26 protein-coding genes are annotated in these 14,264 nt (G+C 39.8%); 2 read left to right on the plus strand and 24 right to left on the minus strand.

Annotation, left to right across the window (positions count from 1 at the left end; genetic code table 11):
- Nucleotides 1-156: 156 nt before the first annotated feature.
- Together BUC01_RS25295 and BUC01_RS21855 are read left to right on the plus strand one after the other, a co-directional pair.
- Nucleotides 157-342, plus strand: coding sequence for a hypothetical protein (locus BUC01_RS25295; protein ID WP_139261905.1), 186 nt, complete (start codon nucleotides 157-159; stop codon nucleotides 340-342).
- Between the two features lie 53 nt (nucleotides 343-395).
- The gene (locus BUC01_RS21855) at nucleotides 396-2,207 is read left to right on the plus strand and encodes a MutS family DNA mismatch repair protein (RefSeq protein WP_073314905.1); all 1,812 of its coding nucleotides are present in this window, start codon (nucleotides 396-398) and stop codon (nucleotides 2,205-2,207) included.
- Nucleotides 2,208-2,248: 41 nt separating this feature from the next.
- On the opposite strand, the gene BUC01_RS21860 is transcribed toward BUC01_RS21855, so the two are convergent.
- From BUC01_RS21860 to rplP, 24 genes are all read right to left on the minus strand, one after another.
- Entirely contained in the window at nucleotides 2,249-2,788 is a 540-nt protein-coding gene (locus BUC01_RS21860; protein ID WP_025834024.1) for a hypothetical protein, read from the minus strand.
- Nucleotides 2,789-2,894: 106 nt separating this feature from the next.
- Nucleotides 2,895-3,326: a hypothetical protein gene (locus BUC01_RS21865; protein ID WP_025834026.1), complete on the minus strand. Its 432-nt coding sequence runs from the start codon at nucleotides 3,324-3,326 to the stop codon at nucleotides 2,895-2,897.
- 303 nt (nucleotides 3,327-3,629) lie between these two features.
- A complete protein-coding gene (gene rplQ, locus BUC01_RS21870) occupies nucleotides 3,630-4,127 on the minus strand; it encodes a 50S ribosomal protein L17 (RefSeq protein WP_025834027.1) in 498 nt (165 codons plus the stop codon).
- Between the two features lie 3 nt (nucleotides 4,128-4,130).
- A complete protein-coding gene (locus BUC01_RS21875) occupies nucleotides 4,131-5,123 on the minus strand; it encodes a DNA-directed RNA polymerase subunit alpha (protein WP_025834029.1) in 993 nt (330 codons plus the stop codon).
- A gap of 14 nt (nucleotides 5,124-5,137) precedes the next feature.
- A complete protein-coding gene (gene rpsD / locus BUC01_RS21880) occupies nucleotides 5,138-5,743 on the minus strand; it encodes a 30S ribosomal protein S4 (RefSeq protein WP_025834031.1) in 606 nt (201 codons plus the stop codon).
- Nucleotides 5,744-5,858: 115 nt separating this feature from the next.
- Complete coding sequence (gene rpsK, locus BUC01_RS21885) at nucleotides 5,859-6,248, minus strand: 30S ribosomal protein S11 (RefSeq protein WP_004296327.1); 390 nt, start codon at nucleotides 6,246-6,248, stop codon at nucleotides 5,859-5,861.
- 11 nt (nucleotides 6,249-6,259) lie between these two features.
- Nucleotides 6,260-6,640, minus strand: coding sequence for a 30S ribosomal protein S13 (gene rpsM / locus BUC01_RS21890; RefSeq protein ID WP_007212087.1), 381 nt, complete (start codon nucleotides 6,638-6,640; stop codon nucleotides 6,260-6,262).
- 34 nt (nucleotides 6,641-6,674) lie between these two features.
- A complete protein-coding gene (gene ykgO / locus BUC01_RS21895) occupies nucleotides 6,675-6,791 on the minus strand; it encodes a type B 50S ribosomal protein L36 (RefSeq protein ID WP_002558051.1) in 117 nt (38 codons plus the stop codon).
- 9 nt (nucleotides 6,792-6,800) lie between these two features.
- A complete protein-coding gene (infA, locus tag BUC01_RS21900; protein WP_002558052.1) occupies nucleotides 6,801-7,019 on the minus strand; it encodes a translation initiation factor IF-1 in 219 nt (72 codons plus the stop codon).
- 9 nt (nucleotides 7,020-7,028) lie between these two features.
- Nucleotides 7,029-7,826, minus strand: coding sequence for a type I methionyl aminopeptidase (map, locus tag BUC01_RS21905; protein WP_025834035.1), 798 nt, complete (start codon nucleotides 7,824-7,826; stop codon nucleotides 7,029-7,031).
- 11 nt (nucleotides 7,827-7,837) lie between these two features.
- Complete coding sequence (secY, locus tag BUC01_RS21910) at nucleotides 7,838-9,178, minus strand: preprotein translocase subunit SecY (protein WP_009132605.1); 1,341 nt, start codon at nucleotides 9,176-9,178, stop codon at nucleotides 7,838-7,840.
- A 4-nt stretch (nucleotides 9,179-9,182) separates the two neighbouring features.
- Entirely contained in the window at nucleotides 9,183-9,629 is a 447-nt protein-coding gene (gene rplO, locus BUC01_RS21915) for a 50S ribosomal protein L15 (RefSeq protein ID WP_007212084.1), read from the minus strand.
- Between the two features lie 30 nt (nucleotides 9,630-9,659).
- Nucleotides 9,660-9,836 (minus strand): 50S ribosomal protein L30, encoded by a 177-nt coding sequence (gene rpmD / locus BUC01_RS21920; RefSeq protein ID WP_007662165.1) that lies wholly within the window; start codon nucleotides 9,834-9,836, stop codon nucleotides 9,660-9,662.
- Nucleotides 9,837-9,846: 10 nt separating this feature from the next.
- Entirely contained in the window at nucleotides 9,847-10,362 is a 516-nt protein-coding gene (gene rpsE / locus BUC01_RS21925; RefSeq protein ID WP_007212082.1) for a 30S ribosomal protein S5, read from the minus strand.
- Nucleotides 10,363-10,367: 5 nt separating this feature from the next.
- Complete coding sequence (gene rplR / locus BUC01_RS21930) at nucleotides 10,368-10,712, minus strand: 50S ribosomal protein L18 (protein ID WP_025834040.1); 345 nt, start codon at nucleotides 10,710-10,712, stop codon at nucleotides 10,368-10,370.
- A 21-nt stretch (nucleotides 10,713-10,733) separates the two neighbouring features.
- A complete protein-coding gene (rplF, locus tag BUC01_RS21935; protein WP_025834042.1) occupies nucleotides 10,734-11,303 on the minus strand; it encodes a 50S ribosomal protein L6 in 570 nt (189 codons plus the stop codon).
- Nucleotides 11,304-11,318: 15 nt separating this feature from the next.
- Entirely contained in the window at nucleotides 11,319-11,714 is a 396-nt protein-coding gene (gene rpsH, locus BUC01_RS21940; RefSeq protein ID WP_004291226.1) for a 30S ribosomal protein S8, read from the minus strand.
- 52 nt (nucleotides 11,715-11,766) lie between these two features.
- On the minus strand, nucleotides 11,767-12,066 hold the full coding sequence (rpsN, locus tag BUC01_RS21945; RefSeq protein ID WP_009132600.1) for a 30S ribosomal protein S14: 300 nt from the start codon (nucleotides 12,064-12,066) through the stop codon (nucleotides 11,767-11,769).
- A gap of 6 nt (nucleotides 12,067-12,072) precedes the next feature.
- Entirely contained in the window at nucleotides 12,073-12,630 is a 558-nt protein-coding gene (rplE, locus tag BUC01_RS21950; RefSeq protein ID WP_009132599.1) for a 50S ribosomal protein L5, read from the minus strand.
- Nucleotides 12,630-12,950 (minus strand): 50S ribosomal protein L24, encoded by a 321-nt coding sequence (gene rplX / locus BUC01_RS21955; RefSeq protein ID WP_009132598.1) that lies wholly within the window; start codon nucleotides 12,948-12,950, stop codon nucleotides 12,630-12,632. The genes rplE and rplX overlap by 1 nt, the downstream gene beginning before the upstream one ends.
- Before the next feature lie 20 nt (nucleotides 12,951-12,970).
- Complete coding sequence (gene rplN, locus BUC01_RS21960; protein ID WP_025834046.1) at nucleotides 12,971-13,336, minus strand: 50S ribosomal protein L14; 366 nt, start codon at nucleotides 13,334-13,336, stop codon at nucleotides 12,971-12,973.
- A 2-nt stretch (nucleotides 13,337-13,338) separates the two neighbouring features.
- Nucleotides 13,339-13,608 (minus strand): 30S ribosomal protein S17, encoded by a 270-nt coding sequence (gene rpsQ / locus BUC01_RS21965; protein WP_005825701.1) that lies wholly within the window; start codon nucleotides 13,606-13,608, stop codon nucleotides 13,339-13,341.
- Nucleotides 13,605-13,802, minus strand: a complete 198-nt coding sequence (gene rpmC / locus BUC01_RS21970; RefSeq protein WP_009132596.1) for a 50S ribosomal protein L29 — start codon at nucleotides 13,800-13,802, stop codon at nucleotides 13,605-13,607. The genes rpsQ and rpmC overlap by 4 nt, the downstream gene beginning before the upstream one ends.
- Before the next feature lie 5 nt (nucleotides 13,803-13,807).
- Nucleotides 13,808-14,242 (minus strand): 50S ribosomal protein L16, encoded by a 435-nt coding sequence (gene rplP / locus BUC01_RS21975; RefSeq protein ID WP_007212073.1) that lies wholly within the window; start codon nucleotides 14,240-14,242, stop codon nucleotides 13,808-13,810.
- Nucleotides 14,243-14,264: the final 22 nt, after the last annotated feature.

The following is a 14,264-nucleotide window of genomic DNA, read 5'->3' on the forward strand; positions in this document are numbered from 1 at the left end:
CCTTGGAAGTAAACAATTTTAGGAATTAAATTATAGTGAGTAAACTTATTAAGTCATAACAACCGAAGTTGTCAACTAAAACCAGTACACATCATACACTCGTATCCCTTACAGGAGGATGATAGTTCCCCCTCATAGGAACGACAGTTTCCCACCATGGGAACGAGAGTTTCCTACTATGGGAACGACAGTTTCCTACCATGGAAACGCGAGTGTCCCTTCATGGGAACCGCAGTGTCCCTTCATGGGAACCGCAGTGTCCCTTCATGGGAACCGCAGTATCCCTTGGTGGATGACATGGACTGTTCTTCATTAGTATATCAACAAGAGAAAGCTGGATAAGCATTTGGTTATAATCTATGCTTGTTTTACCTTTGCAAGCAAAGAAGAAGATAATGAACACAATCAATGAGATAACTGCCACTTATCAGCATATTGCCGAAGAGGGGCGCCGGAAACTGAATAAAGTACAAAACAAGATTTACCGCATAGGTACTCTCCGATTACTGCTGTTCGTTGCCGGAGTAGCGGGAATCATATATTTTTGGTCGGCAGGTTGGATAGTGCTGACAGGGGTCATTGCCGTAACACTTCTGCCTTTCATCCTGCTGATAAAGTATCATAACCGCCTGTTCCACTGGAAAGACTACCTGGAAAAGAAGATAGAAATCAACGAACAGGAGCTTGCCGCACTGAATTATAACACGTCATCCTTTGAGGATGGAGCCGAGTTCGTAGACCCGGCACATCTGTATAGTTTCGATTTGGATGTCTTCGGACCTCATTCTCTGTTTCAATATATCAACCGGACGTGTACACAGCTTGGTAAGAACCTGTTAGCCACTTGGTTGGGCACACATCTGGAGAAGAAAACAGACATAGAAGCCCGGCAGGAAGCTGTCCGTGAACTGGCTCCGCTCCTGGAATTCAGACAGGAATTTCGCATCCTGGGATTACTGCATAAAGGAAAAGCGGCCGACGAAAATGAACTCAAAGCATGGGCCAAAAGTCCGAGCATCTTCCGGAAGAGCCTGTTTTTCCGCATGTTGCCTTGGTTAGTCGGTGGAACAAATGCAGTGTGCATTGCACTTGCAATTGCAGACATCATTCCGGCCAGTGTTTGTGGAGCCGTATGGGTATGTTTTGTATTCGCTAGTTTCAGTTTCACCGGCAGAATCACCAAGATGCAAGCAGTGTATGGCAAGAAACTGCAAATACTGGCAACGTATGCCAATCTGCTCCGCCTTATAGAAAACCAACCGGTGAAAAGCCATGTATTAAACGAAGTAAAAACGTGGATTGGCGGCGAAAAACAGACAGCCTCCCACTCCATCCAACGACTAAGCAAACTAATGGACGAACTCGACCAACGAAACAATGCTTTCATGTATGCCATTCTCAACGGTCTCTTCTTCTGGGAAATCCGACAGATCATGCGCATCGAAGGATGGAAAGAACAGTATGCTTCGGAATTGCCCCATTGGCTGACAGCTATCGCCCACATGGATGCGTTATGCTCACTGGCGACTTTTGCCTACAACCATCCGGACTACTCTTACCCTGTCATCGCCACCCGTTCTTTCTGCCTCCGCGCCGAAGATATGGGACATCCGCTAATGAACCGCGACAAATGTGTGCGCAACGACATCGACATAGAGAAACATCCTTTCTTTATCATCATTACCGGCGCCAATATGGCAGGCAAAAGTACATATCTCCGCACGGTAGGCATCAACTATTTGTTAGCCTGCATCGGAGCGCCTACCTGTACCCGGCAAATGGAACTATATCCTGCCCGTCTCATCACCAGCCTGCGTACCAGTGACTCTCTGACCGACAACGAATCTTATTTCTTCGCCGAACTCAAACGGCTGAAACTTATTATCGACAAACTGCAAGCCGGTGAGGAATTATTCATCATCCTCGACGAAATTTTAAAAGGGACCAACTCCACAGATAAGCAAAAAGGTTCTCTCGCTCTCATCAAGCAATTCATGACTTTACAGGCAAACGGCATCATCGCCACTCACGACTTGATGCTTGGTACCCTTGCCGAGATCTTCCCTACCGATATACGCAACTATCGTTTCGAAGCCGACATTACCGACAATGAACTCACTTTCTCATATCGTCTGCGCGAAGGGGTAGCCCAGAATATGAATGCTTGCTTCCTGATGAAAAAAATGGGGATAGCCGTCACCGACTAATCCCCACTAACTTAAAGTTAAGTCCAGTAAAAGCCTATAGGCTAGTTCACTTTACACTTCGACAAGAAAGCCGATACAGTCGCTGCATCATTACCCGTGTAATAATGCACGGAAGTCACCGGTGTGTACGTATAAGGCACAAATTGGAACAACTGAACAGCTGCAAATTTATTATCTTGCGAAAGTATAACATCCATACGCACATTACCACTTCCTTCACTCTTGACACCATCTTCAAGCGTAAGATGACCCTTTTCAATCATTTCTTTCAGCTTGCCCATGTGTTTCAAATCAAAGAAAATGCTACGCTCTTTCGTAACGCTGCCAGTGGGGAGATAGACCACTTCCTTTGATTTCCAGAATAAACGGAATATCCCTAATAGAAAAAATGCCGTTCCCAGCACCATCAGTAACATACTGAGCGTAGACGATCGATCAGTTACTTCAAAAGTGGATACAAACACGAGGATGCCTAACAGTAACATAACTGCCGAGAAAATAAGTCCGGAAATACTTGTACGTTTTACAATATCAGGGTGTGTAGATGCAAAGATTGTTGCATCAATTGCTTGAGTTGCCATAATTTAAATCGTTTTGAAATGAATAAAAGTTTAACTAATAAAAATAGTCACCTAATGTAAGCCAATGGTTACAAAAGGTAAAAAAGAAATTGATTCATTCAAACGTCTAAATGATAATTCTCCTGAGCGTAAACACATAATATTCACACGCAGGTTGGCAACGATAGAAAGCAGTAGTATCGAACAACTTCGAGCGTTGCAATGATAATGCACCATCACGATGAGCCAATCGCTCTACTACATCTTTCAATGAAAGTATGAATTCGGTTGTATATGAACGCTGCGCACGCGAAAACGTGAGCAACTGTGTAGCTCCACCGGAACTTGCAATCTCCGCATCAGATAAATATGGCAATTGCGGAGCCGGAATATAACTTCCTTGCCGGACATCATTTCTCTGCATATTCCCGTCTTCTCCCGCAGCTCTTTGAGAGACAATAGTCGTTCCATCTACTGATGCAGTAAATGTATCGCTCACGCTTCCCCAAAAGGCAGTTGCAAGAACCAGGATCAATATCAATTTTAAAAACTTTGCCATATCTATTTGCAAAGATAACAGTTTGTTTCATTCAATTGTTTAAAATAAGAACCTTTTAATGAATGTTTAGGAAAGATATATCTTTATTCCTCACAAGAGCCTCGTAAGCAACTTCATACAGAGATTAAAAGTAAAATCTGTGGTTATCAGAGCACAGTTTGCAGACAAATCACCTTTTGGCAAGAAGTTTAGCAACAGGACAGAAAGCCTAAATGAGAAACAAAGTATAGAAAAACATGTGGAAAACAAAAAAGCCATCCCCCTTTGCAGGAGATGGCTTTTATATCGAAAAGAATAGTCGATTTATTCAGCTTTAGCTTCTTCAGCCTTTGCTTCTTCAACTGCCGGTGCTTCAGCAACCGGAGCTGCTGCCTCTGTAGCAGTTTTCTTAGAACGGCGGGTACGAGTAGCTTTCTTAGCAACTTTTTCCTTAGCCATATTTTCGTTGTAGTCAACGAGTTCAATGAAGCACATTTCTGCGTTATCACCCAGACGGTGTCCTGTCTTGATGATACGAGTATAGCCACCCGGACGGTCAGCAATCTTCACTGAAATTTCCTTGAACAGTTCTGTTACAACTTGCTTATCCTGCAAATTGCTGAACACAACACGACGAGAGTTAGTCGTGTCATCCTTTGATTTCGTAATCAAAGGCTCAACGAACTTCTTCAGAGCTTTAGCCTTTGCAACAGTCGTAGTGATTCTTTTGTGCTTAATCAAAGAACATGCCATGTTAGACAACATAGCGTTTCTATGAGAAGCAGTACGACCTAAATGGTTGAATTTCTTATTATGTCTCATTTTTTATTCTTTATCTAATTTATATTTAGAAATATCGGTTCCAAACGAAAGATTCAGACTTTCCAGCAAATCATCAAGCTCAGTAAGCGATTTCTTTCCGAAGTTTCTGAATTTCAGTAAATCCGTCTTGTTGAACTGTACTAAGTCGCCCAGCGTTTCTACATCGGCAGCCTTCAAGCAGTTGAGGGCACGAACCGATAAGTCCATATCAACGAGTTTAGTTTTCAACAATTGACGCATATGCAATACTTCTTCATCAAATTCTTCATTACCATCCACGTCATTGCTTTCCAATGTAATCTTCTCATCAGAGAAGAGCATGAAGTGATAAATCAAAATCTTTGCAGCTTCTTTCAGTGCTTCCTTCGGATGAATGGAACCATCGGTAGTAATCTCAAGTACCAATTTATCGTAGTCTGTCTTTTGTTCAACACGGAACTGCTCAATCTGGTACTTCACATTACGTATCGGGGTATAAATGGAATCGATAGGAATTACGTTAACATCTGTGCAATATTCGCGGTTTTCATCAGCCGGAACATAACCACGACCCTTATTAATCGTAATATCGATCTGCATTGTTGCTTTAGAATCTAAATGACAAATAACCAATTCAGGATTTAACACTTCAAATCCAGTCAAATACTTACCTATGTCACCTGCTTTAAATTCACTAGAATTTTCGATTGTGATACTTACTTTCTCACTCTCAAACTCTTCAACTACTTGCTTGAATCTCACCTGTTTCAGATTCAAGATAATGTTAGTAACATCCTCTTTAACTCCCGGAACACTAGAGAATTCGTGCTCAACACCATCTATCTTGATAGTAGTGATAGCAAAACCCTCCAATGACGAAAGCAGGATGCGGCGCAGTGCATTACCAACGGTAATACCGAAACCGGGCTCCAACGGACGAAATTCGAATTTACCGAATCGAGAGTCCGCTTCCAACATTAATACTTTATCAGGTTTTTGAAATGCTAATATCGCCATGAAATTAATTATTTTTATTTAGAATACAATTCTACGATCAAATGCTCTTTAATGTTTTCAGGAATGTCTGCTCTTTCAGGTACATGCAGCAATTTGCCTACCTTTGAGTTATCATCCCATTCCAACCAAGGATACTTGCTGTGATTAAAACCAGCCAGTGAATTAGCAATTACTTCCAAAGATTTAGATCTTTCGCGAACACCAATCACCTGACCCGGTTTTACCGCAAATGAAGGGATATTTACCACTTCACCATCCACAGTAATATGCTTATGACCCACCAACTGACGAGCAGCTGCACGAGTAGGAGCAATACCCAAACGGAATACTACATTATCAAGACGGCCTTCCAACAGTTGAAGAAGTACCTCACCGGTAATACCTTTTGCTGTAGCTGCCTTTTCAAACAAGTTACGGAATTGTTTCTCTAAAACTCCATAGGTGTATTTGGCTTTCTGTTTCTCACGAAGTTGAACACCATATTCTGAAGTTTTTCTTTTTCTTGAATTGCCGTGCTGTCCGGGAGGATAGTTTTTCTTAGACAAAACTTTATCTGCTCCAAAGATGCCTTCACCGAATTTACGGGCTATTCTTGATTTTGGTCCAGTATATCTAGCCATTTCTTTTAAATTTTAATTGTTTATTCATGAACTCAATTTGTTGCAGCCGCGATTACAGAGAGAAATTAATGTAATCCAATAACAAAATCAAGATCATTTTTATTAAAGGTAAATCTTAAACTCTACGTCTTTTCGGAGGACGACAACCATTATGTGGAAGCGGAGTTACGTCAATGATTTCAGTAACCTCGATACCTGCACCGTGGATAGTTCTAATAGCAGACTCACGTCCGTTACCTGGACCTTTCACATATGCTTTTACCTTTCTCAGGCCAAGATCAAATGCAATCTTTGCACAATCCTGGGCAGCCATCTGTGCTGCATAAGGAGTATTCTTTTTAGAACCTCTAAATCCCATTTTACCGGCAGATGACCAAGAAATAATCTGCCCTTCACTGTTTGCGAGAGAAACAATAATATTGTTGAAAGATGAATGAACATGCAACTGTCCATTAGCGTCAACTTTCACATTTCTCTTCTTTGCTGCAACTGTTTTTTTTGCCATATCAACAATTATTATTTAGTAGCTTTTTTCTTATTTGCAACGGTTTTCTTTCTACCCTTACGAGTACGAGCGTTATTCTTCGTGCTCTGACCTCTTACAGGCAAACCGATACGATGACGTACACCACGGTAACAACCAATATCCATTAAACGTTTGATATTCAATTGAACTTCCGAGCGAAGATCACCTTCTACTTTAAATTCTGCACCAATGATCTCACGAATCTTGGCAGCTTGATCGTCCGTCCAGTCTTTCACTTTCAGGTCTTTATCTACACCAGCTTTATCTAAAATCTTTGCTGAACTACTACGACCTATTCCATAGATATAGGTCAACGCAACTTCACCTCTCTTATTTTGAGGCAAATCGACACCAACTATTCTTATAGCCATATACTAAATTATTTTTTTTGCAAAAATAATAATATTATCCTTGACGTTGTTTATACTTAGGATTTTTCTTGTTAATAACATACAAACGGCCATTGCGTCTAACGATCTTACATTCTGGCGTACGTTTCTTTAAAGATGCTCTTACTTTCATATCTTAATTTTATTTATATCTAAATACAATTCTTCCTTTCGATAAATCGTAAGGAGACATTTCGACTCTTACTTTATCACCCGGCAGGATTTTAATGTAATGCATTCGCATCTTACCGGAAATATGCGCAGTAATCTCATGTCCGTTTTCTAATTCAACACGAAACATTGCATTAGACAATGCTTCAACTATAACTCCATCTTGTTCTATTGCAGATTGCTTAGCCATATTTAATTTTTAAATTGCTTTATCTCCTAATACTTCTTCTATGAATTCAAACGATGATAAAATATCAGCTTTGCCGGCTCCTACAGCCACCGTATGCTCAAAATGAGCTGCGCACTTCCGATCTTTTGTTCTCACCGTCCAGCCATCACGCTCCATTACTATTTGGCGACCACCTTGCGTAATCATCGGTTCAATAGCTATACAAAGACCTTTCTTCAAAATTGTTCCATAACCACGTTTTCCATAATTAGGAACTTGAGGATCTTCATGCATCTCTTTGCCAATACCATGACCAACAAATTCACGCACTACACCGTATGAATTGGACTCACAATGTTGTTGTATTGCATATCCGATATCACCCAACCGCTTTCCTTGAACAGCATTTTCTATTCCGATGTATAATGCCTCTTTAGTAACTTTCAGTAATTTGCGAATTTCCTCATCTACTTCTCCTACACAAAATGTATAGGCAGAATCGCCACAAAAACCATTCATATAAGTACCACAATCAACCGATACAATATCACCTTCTTTCAGTACTATATCTCCAGGAATACCATGTACCACCTGTTCATTAACCGATGTACATAACGAAGCTGGAAATGGATCACCATATTGATTTGGAAAACCCTTAAAAGTAGGAACAGCACCATGATCTCTGATAAACTCTTCCGCTACTTTGTCCAGCTCTTTTGTAGTAACTCCCGGCTTTACCAGTTTTGCAACTTCAGCCAATGTCTTTCCGACAAGCAAATTACTCTCACGGAGCAGCTCTATTTCATCTTCCGTTTTAAGAAATATCATCTTCTAAAAGATTAATATGCAGCTACGTTGCTACGTCCCTTAATACGACCTGATTTCAACAGACCATCATAGTGTCTCATCAACAAATGACTTTCAATCTGCTGAAGTGTATCAAGAACTACACCTACAAGAATTAACAAAGATGTACCACCAAAGAATTGAGCAAATTCAGCTTTCACACCAAAAATACCGGCAAATGCAGGCATAATAGCTACCAATGCCAAAAAGAAAGAACCAGGTAATGTAATACGAGACATAATATCATCAATATACTCAGCTGTCTTCTTTCCTGGTTTGATACCCGGAATGAAACCATTATTTCTCTTCATATCCTCAGCCATCTGAGTCGGGTTAATCGTAATCGCAGTATAAAAATACGTAAACAGTATAATCATTATTGCAAATACGAAATTATACCAGAAGCTTGTATGATCAGTAAATGCACGCACAAAACCGCTCACATGATCTACATTTGAAAAACCAATAAAGGTTATAGGAATAAACATAATTGCCTGAGCAAAGATGATAGGCATTACACCAGCAGCATTCACTTTCAACGGAATGTACTGTCTTGCACCACCATATTGTTTGTTGCCAACAATTCTTTTAGCGTATTGTACAGGAATTTTTCTTGTACCTTGCACCAACAAAATTGCAGCTGCAATTACCAGCAATAGGAATACGATTTCAATTAAGAACATAACCAAACCACCTGTCTTATCAGTCATACGGGAAATCAATTCCTGGAATAAAGACTGAGGCAAACGAGCGATAATACCGATTAAGATGATAAATGAAATACCATTACCGATACCCTTATCAGTGATTCTCTCACCAAGCCACAAAATAAACATACTACCAGCTGCCAAAATAATGGTAGAGGTAACCATGAACAGAGTCCAATCTAATGAAGCATTTAAGGAAGGACCGGCCTGCATTTTAAGATTGAGCAAATAAGAAGGAGCCTGAACCAGCAAAATGATAATCGTCAAATAACGAGTATATTGATTCATTTTTCTTCTACCACTCTCACCTTCACGCTGAAGTTTCTGGAAATACGGAACCGCAATTCCCAACAACTGAATAACGATTGAAGCAGAGATATAAGGCATAATTCCTAATGCAAAAATAGATGCATTAGAGAATGCTCCTCCCGAAAACATGTTTAATAAGGCTAAGAGGCCCTCGCTTGTTTGTTGATGCAATTGTGTCAGCATAGCCGGGTTAATACCAGGCAATACGACATATGAGCCGAATCGGTAGATTGCCACAAACAATATGGTAATGAGGATCCGTTGTCTCAGATCCTCAATTTTCCATATATTCTTTAATGTTTCAATAGCTTTTCTCATCGAATTAGAGTTTTACTACACTTCCACCAGCAGCTTCGATGGCAGCAACAGCAGTCTTAGAGAATGCATGAGCTTGCACATCCAACTTTGTAGTCAAAGTTCCATTACCTAATACTTTTACCAACTGATTTGAAGAAATAAAGCCAGCAGCGATAAAGTCATTAATACCAACTGATTCTAACTTCTTAGCTTCAGCGAGTTTCTGAATTGTATCCAAATTGATAGCCTTATACTCTACACGATTAATGTTCTTAAAACCGAATTTAGGAACACGACGTTGAAGAGGCATCTGGCCACCCTCAAAACCGATCTTCTTAGAATAACCAGATCTTGATTTAGCTCCCTTATGACCTCTGGTAGAAGTACCTCCCAAGCCAGAACCCGGACCACGTCCAATTCTCTTTCTTGTTTTAGTAGATCCTTCTGCAGGTTTTAAATTACTTAAGTTCATATTGTAATTCGTTTTATATTCAACAAATAATTACTTAACAATGGTAACCAAGTGTTTAACCTTATCCACCATTCCAAGAATTGAAGGAGTACACTCGTGTTCAACCACACGATTCAACTTACGAAGTCCCAGTGCATCGAGAGTTCTTTTCTGATCAGCCGGAGCACCAATTCTACTTTTAATCTGTTTAACCTTTATAGTCGACATATATTCCTCCTTATCCTCTAAATACTTTTTCAATACTAATTCCTCTGTTTTGAGCAACCATACGTGCATCACGCATTTCACCCAACGCCAAGATAGTAGCTTTCACCAAGTTGTGCGGATTAGAAGATCCTTTTGACTTAGCCAAAACATCTGTAATACCAACACTTTCAAGTACAGCACGCATTGCACCACCTGCAACTACACCAGTACCATGAGAAGCCGGTTTAATGAATACTTCCGCACCACCAAACTTAGCAGACTGTTCGTGAGGAACAGTACCTTTCAACACAGGTACCTTTGTCAGGTTCTTCTTAGCTGACTCAACACCTTTAGCAATAGCTGCGGTAACTTCACCAGCTTTACCAAGACCCCAACCGATAATTCCTTCTTCGTTACCTACAACAACAATTGCAGAGAAACTAAAAGTTCTACCACCTTTGGTCACTTTGGTTACACGATTAATAGCAACCAAACGGTCTTTCAGTTCTATATCGTTTGTAATCTTAACTCTATTATTAATTGCCATAATGATTAAAATTTAAGTCCACCGTTACGAGCAGCATCAGCCACTTCTTTTACTCTCCCATGATACAAGTAACCATTACGGTCGAAAACAACAGTAGTAATACCTGCTTCCTGAGCCTTCTTAGCAATCAATTCTCCAACCTTTGCAGCCTGTTCCTTCTTTGGCAACTTTTCAGTCATACCCAAAGAAGAAGCAGCAGCCAAAGTCTTACCGCCTAAATCGTCGATAAGCTGAACATAGATTTGCTTATTGCTTCTAAATACACTCATACGCGGACGTTCAGCAGTACCTGAAATTCTATTGCGTACTCTATATTTGATCTTAATTCGTCTTTCTATTTTTGTTGTCATAACATTCTAATTTTATGTAAATTACTTAGCGCCGGCAGATTTACCAGACTTTCTACGAATTTCTTCACCAACAAACTTAATACCTTTACCTTTATACGGTTCGGGCTTACGGAAAGAACGTATCTTAGAGCAAACTTGACCCAGCAATTGTTTATCGCAAGACTCCAAAATGATAAGAGGATTCTTATTTCTTTCAGATTTTGTCTCTACTTTAACTTCAGAAGGCAACTGTATGAAGATGTTGTGCGTATATCCCAAAGATAATTCAATGATATTACCTTGGTTAGAAGCACGATAACCTACACCTACAAGTTCCAACTCCTTTTTATATCCTTCAGATACACCAACAACCATGTTGTGAACCAAAGAGCGGTATAAACCATGGAATGCATGCTTTTGCTTAGGATTATCTAACATTGCATTTTCATTCTCACTCAAAGTCACATGACCATCTTCGATGACAACATTGATAGCAGGATTTACATATTGGCTAAGTTCGCCTTTTGGTCCCTTCACGGTAACCACATTTTCTTTCAGAGTAACTGTTACTCCAGCGGGAATACTAATGGGTAATTTTCCTATTCTTGACATTGCTAATTCCTCCTATTAATATACATAACACAATACTTCACCACCAATCTTCAGTTCAGCGGCTTCTTTGTTGGTCATTACACCTTTGGAAGTAGATATTATAGCAATACCCAAACCATTAATAACTCGCGGCATGTCCTTATAACCGGTATACTGACGCAAGCCCGGAGAGGAGATTCTTTCCAGTTTCTTGATTGCGTTCACTTTATTAACCGGATCATACTTCAAGGCAACTTTAATTGTACCTTGAGGACCATCTTCTACAAACTTATAGTTAAGAATGTAGCCTTTCTCAAAAAGAATCTTAGTGATTTCTTTTTTCAAATTTGAAGCGGGAACTTCTACTACTCTGTGCTTTGCTTGAATAGCGTTCCGCAACCTCGTCAAATAATCTGCTATTGGATCAGTCATATAATAAAAATTAAATTAATCAGGACTACCCTGACAATATTTAAAACAAAAATTACCAGCTTGCTTTCTTAATACCGGGAATAAGACCGTTAGAAGCCATCTCACGGAACTGAATTCTGGAGATACCAAACTGACGGATATATCCTTTAGGACGACCAGTCAATTTGCAACGGTTATGCATACGAATCGGATTAGAATTCTTTGGCAGATCTTGCAATTTTTGTGCAGCTTCAAAAGCTTCAGCAGGATCACCAGTTCTAACGATTTGCTTCAGTGCAGCTCTCTTCTCGGCATATTTGGCTACTAATTTAGCACGTCTTACTTCACGTGCCTTCATTGATTCCTTTGCCATAACTTATCAATCTTTTTTAGCGTTTTTAAACGGTAAACCGAATTCTTTCAACAAGGCATAACCTTCTTCATCTGTTTCCGCAGAGGTTACAAAGGTAATATTCATTCCGAGAATTCTGGTAATACTATCGATATTAATTTCAGGGAAAATGATTTGTTCCTGAATACCAAGAGTATAATTACCCTTTCCATCAAACTTACTTTCAATACCCTTGAAGTCACGGATACGAGGAAGAGCTACACGAACTAATTTTTCAAGAAATTCGTACATTCTTTCACGACGCAAAGTTACCATCACACCAATAGGCATTTTCTTACGCAACTTAAAGTTTGCGATATCTTTACGAGAAATCGTTGCTACAGCTTTTTGGCCTGTAATAGCGGTCATCTCATTAATTGCAACCTCAATAATCTTCTTGTCGGCAACTGCCATACCTAAACCCTGATTGATAACAATCTTCTTAAGTACGGGTATCTGCATTGCAGAAGAATACTGGAACTGTGATTTCAACGCAGGCGCAATACGCTCTGCATATTCTTTCTTAAGACTAGCAGTATTACTCATTACTTAATCTCCTCTCCTGATTTTTTAGAATAACGCACTAAAGTTCCATCAGAACTTTCTTTTCTACCAACACGCGTTGCTTTACCAGTTTTTGGATCAACCGGATTCAAGTTAGAAATGTGGATAGAAGCTTCCTGCTTCACAATACCACCTTGCGGGTTCTTTGCGTTTGGTTTAGTGCTCTTAGATACCATATTGATACCCTCAACAATTGCACGACCTTCTTTAACAAGAACCTTCAATACGCGACCAGTTTTACCTTTGTCTTCACCAGCGTTTACGTAAACTGTATCGCCTTTTTTAATATGTAGTTTACTCATTACTTAAATCTTTTACAAAATTAAAGTACTTCAGGGGCGAGTGACACAACTTTCATGTTAGTAGCACGAAGTTCTCTTGCTACCGGACCGAAAATACGACTACCTCTAATCTCACCTGCATTGTTCAACAACACGCAAGCATTATCATCAAAACGTATATAAGAACCATCAGCACGACGGATTTCTTTCTTAGTACGTACGATCAAAGCTTTAGACACTGCACCTTTTTTAATATCACTTGAAGGGATAACGCTCTTCACTGAAACAACAATCACGTCCCCAACAGAAGCATAACGACGACCTGTACCGCCTAAAACGCGAATACAGAGAGCCTCTTTTGCTCCACTATTATCACATACTATAAGTCTGGATTCTACTTGTATCATAATTACTTCGCTCTTTCAATTATTTCTACTAATCTCCATCTCTTAGTCTTGCTCAAAGGACGAGTTTCCATGATGTGTACAGTATCACCGATATTGCACTCATTCTTTTCATCATGAGCATGGTACTTCTTCGTCTTGCTAACGAACTTGCCATATATGGGGTGTTTTTCCTTAAATTTAGCTGCCACTGTGATGGTTTTATCCATTTTATTGCTCAGCACAACCCCAGTTCTTTCTTTTCTTAAATTTCTTGCTTCCATCAAACTCATCATTTATTGTTAAGTTCTCTTTGGCGTAATTCTGTCTTCATACGCGCAATAGTCCTGCGTAATTGTTTGATTTGAGCAGGATTATCCAAAGGAGAAATAGAATGATTTAAAACCATCTGGTTGTAATTCGTCACTTCTGCCTCTACTCTTTCTACCAAGTCATTGGTAGGCATTTCTTTAATTTCTGCTATTTTCATATCCCTTACGCATTTTGATTTTGAATATCATAATCACGTCTTACAACAAACTTCGTTGTAATAGGAAGCTTCTGTGCAGCCAAGCGCAAAGCTTCTTTTGCGATTTCATAAGATACTCCTTCAGCTTCGATAATAATTCTTCCCGGCGTTACAGGAGCAACAAAGCCCTCTGGAGCACCTTTACCTTTACCCATACGTACATCGGCAGGCTTTCTGGTAATAGGTTTATCCGGAAAAATACGAATCCAAATTTGTCCTTGACGTTGCATATATCTTGTCACTGCAATACGAGCAGCTTCGATCTGACGGCCTGTAATCCATTTTGTTTCCAAAGCCTTAATTCCAAAAGAGCCGAAAGCCAACTGGTTACCTCTTTGGGCAATACCTTTTTGACGGCCTTTTTGTTGTCTTCTGAATTTTGTCTTTTTCGGTTGTAACATAATTCCTAAAATTCAAATTCGT

Source organism: Bacteroides stercorirosoris (genome assembly GCF_900142015.1).
Lineage (GTDB): Bacteria > Bacteroidota > Bacteroidia > Bacteroidales > Bacteroidaceae > Bacteroides > Bacteroides stercorirosoris.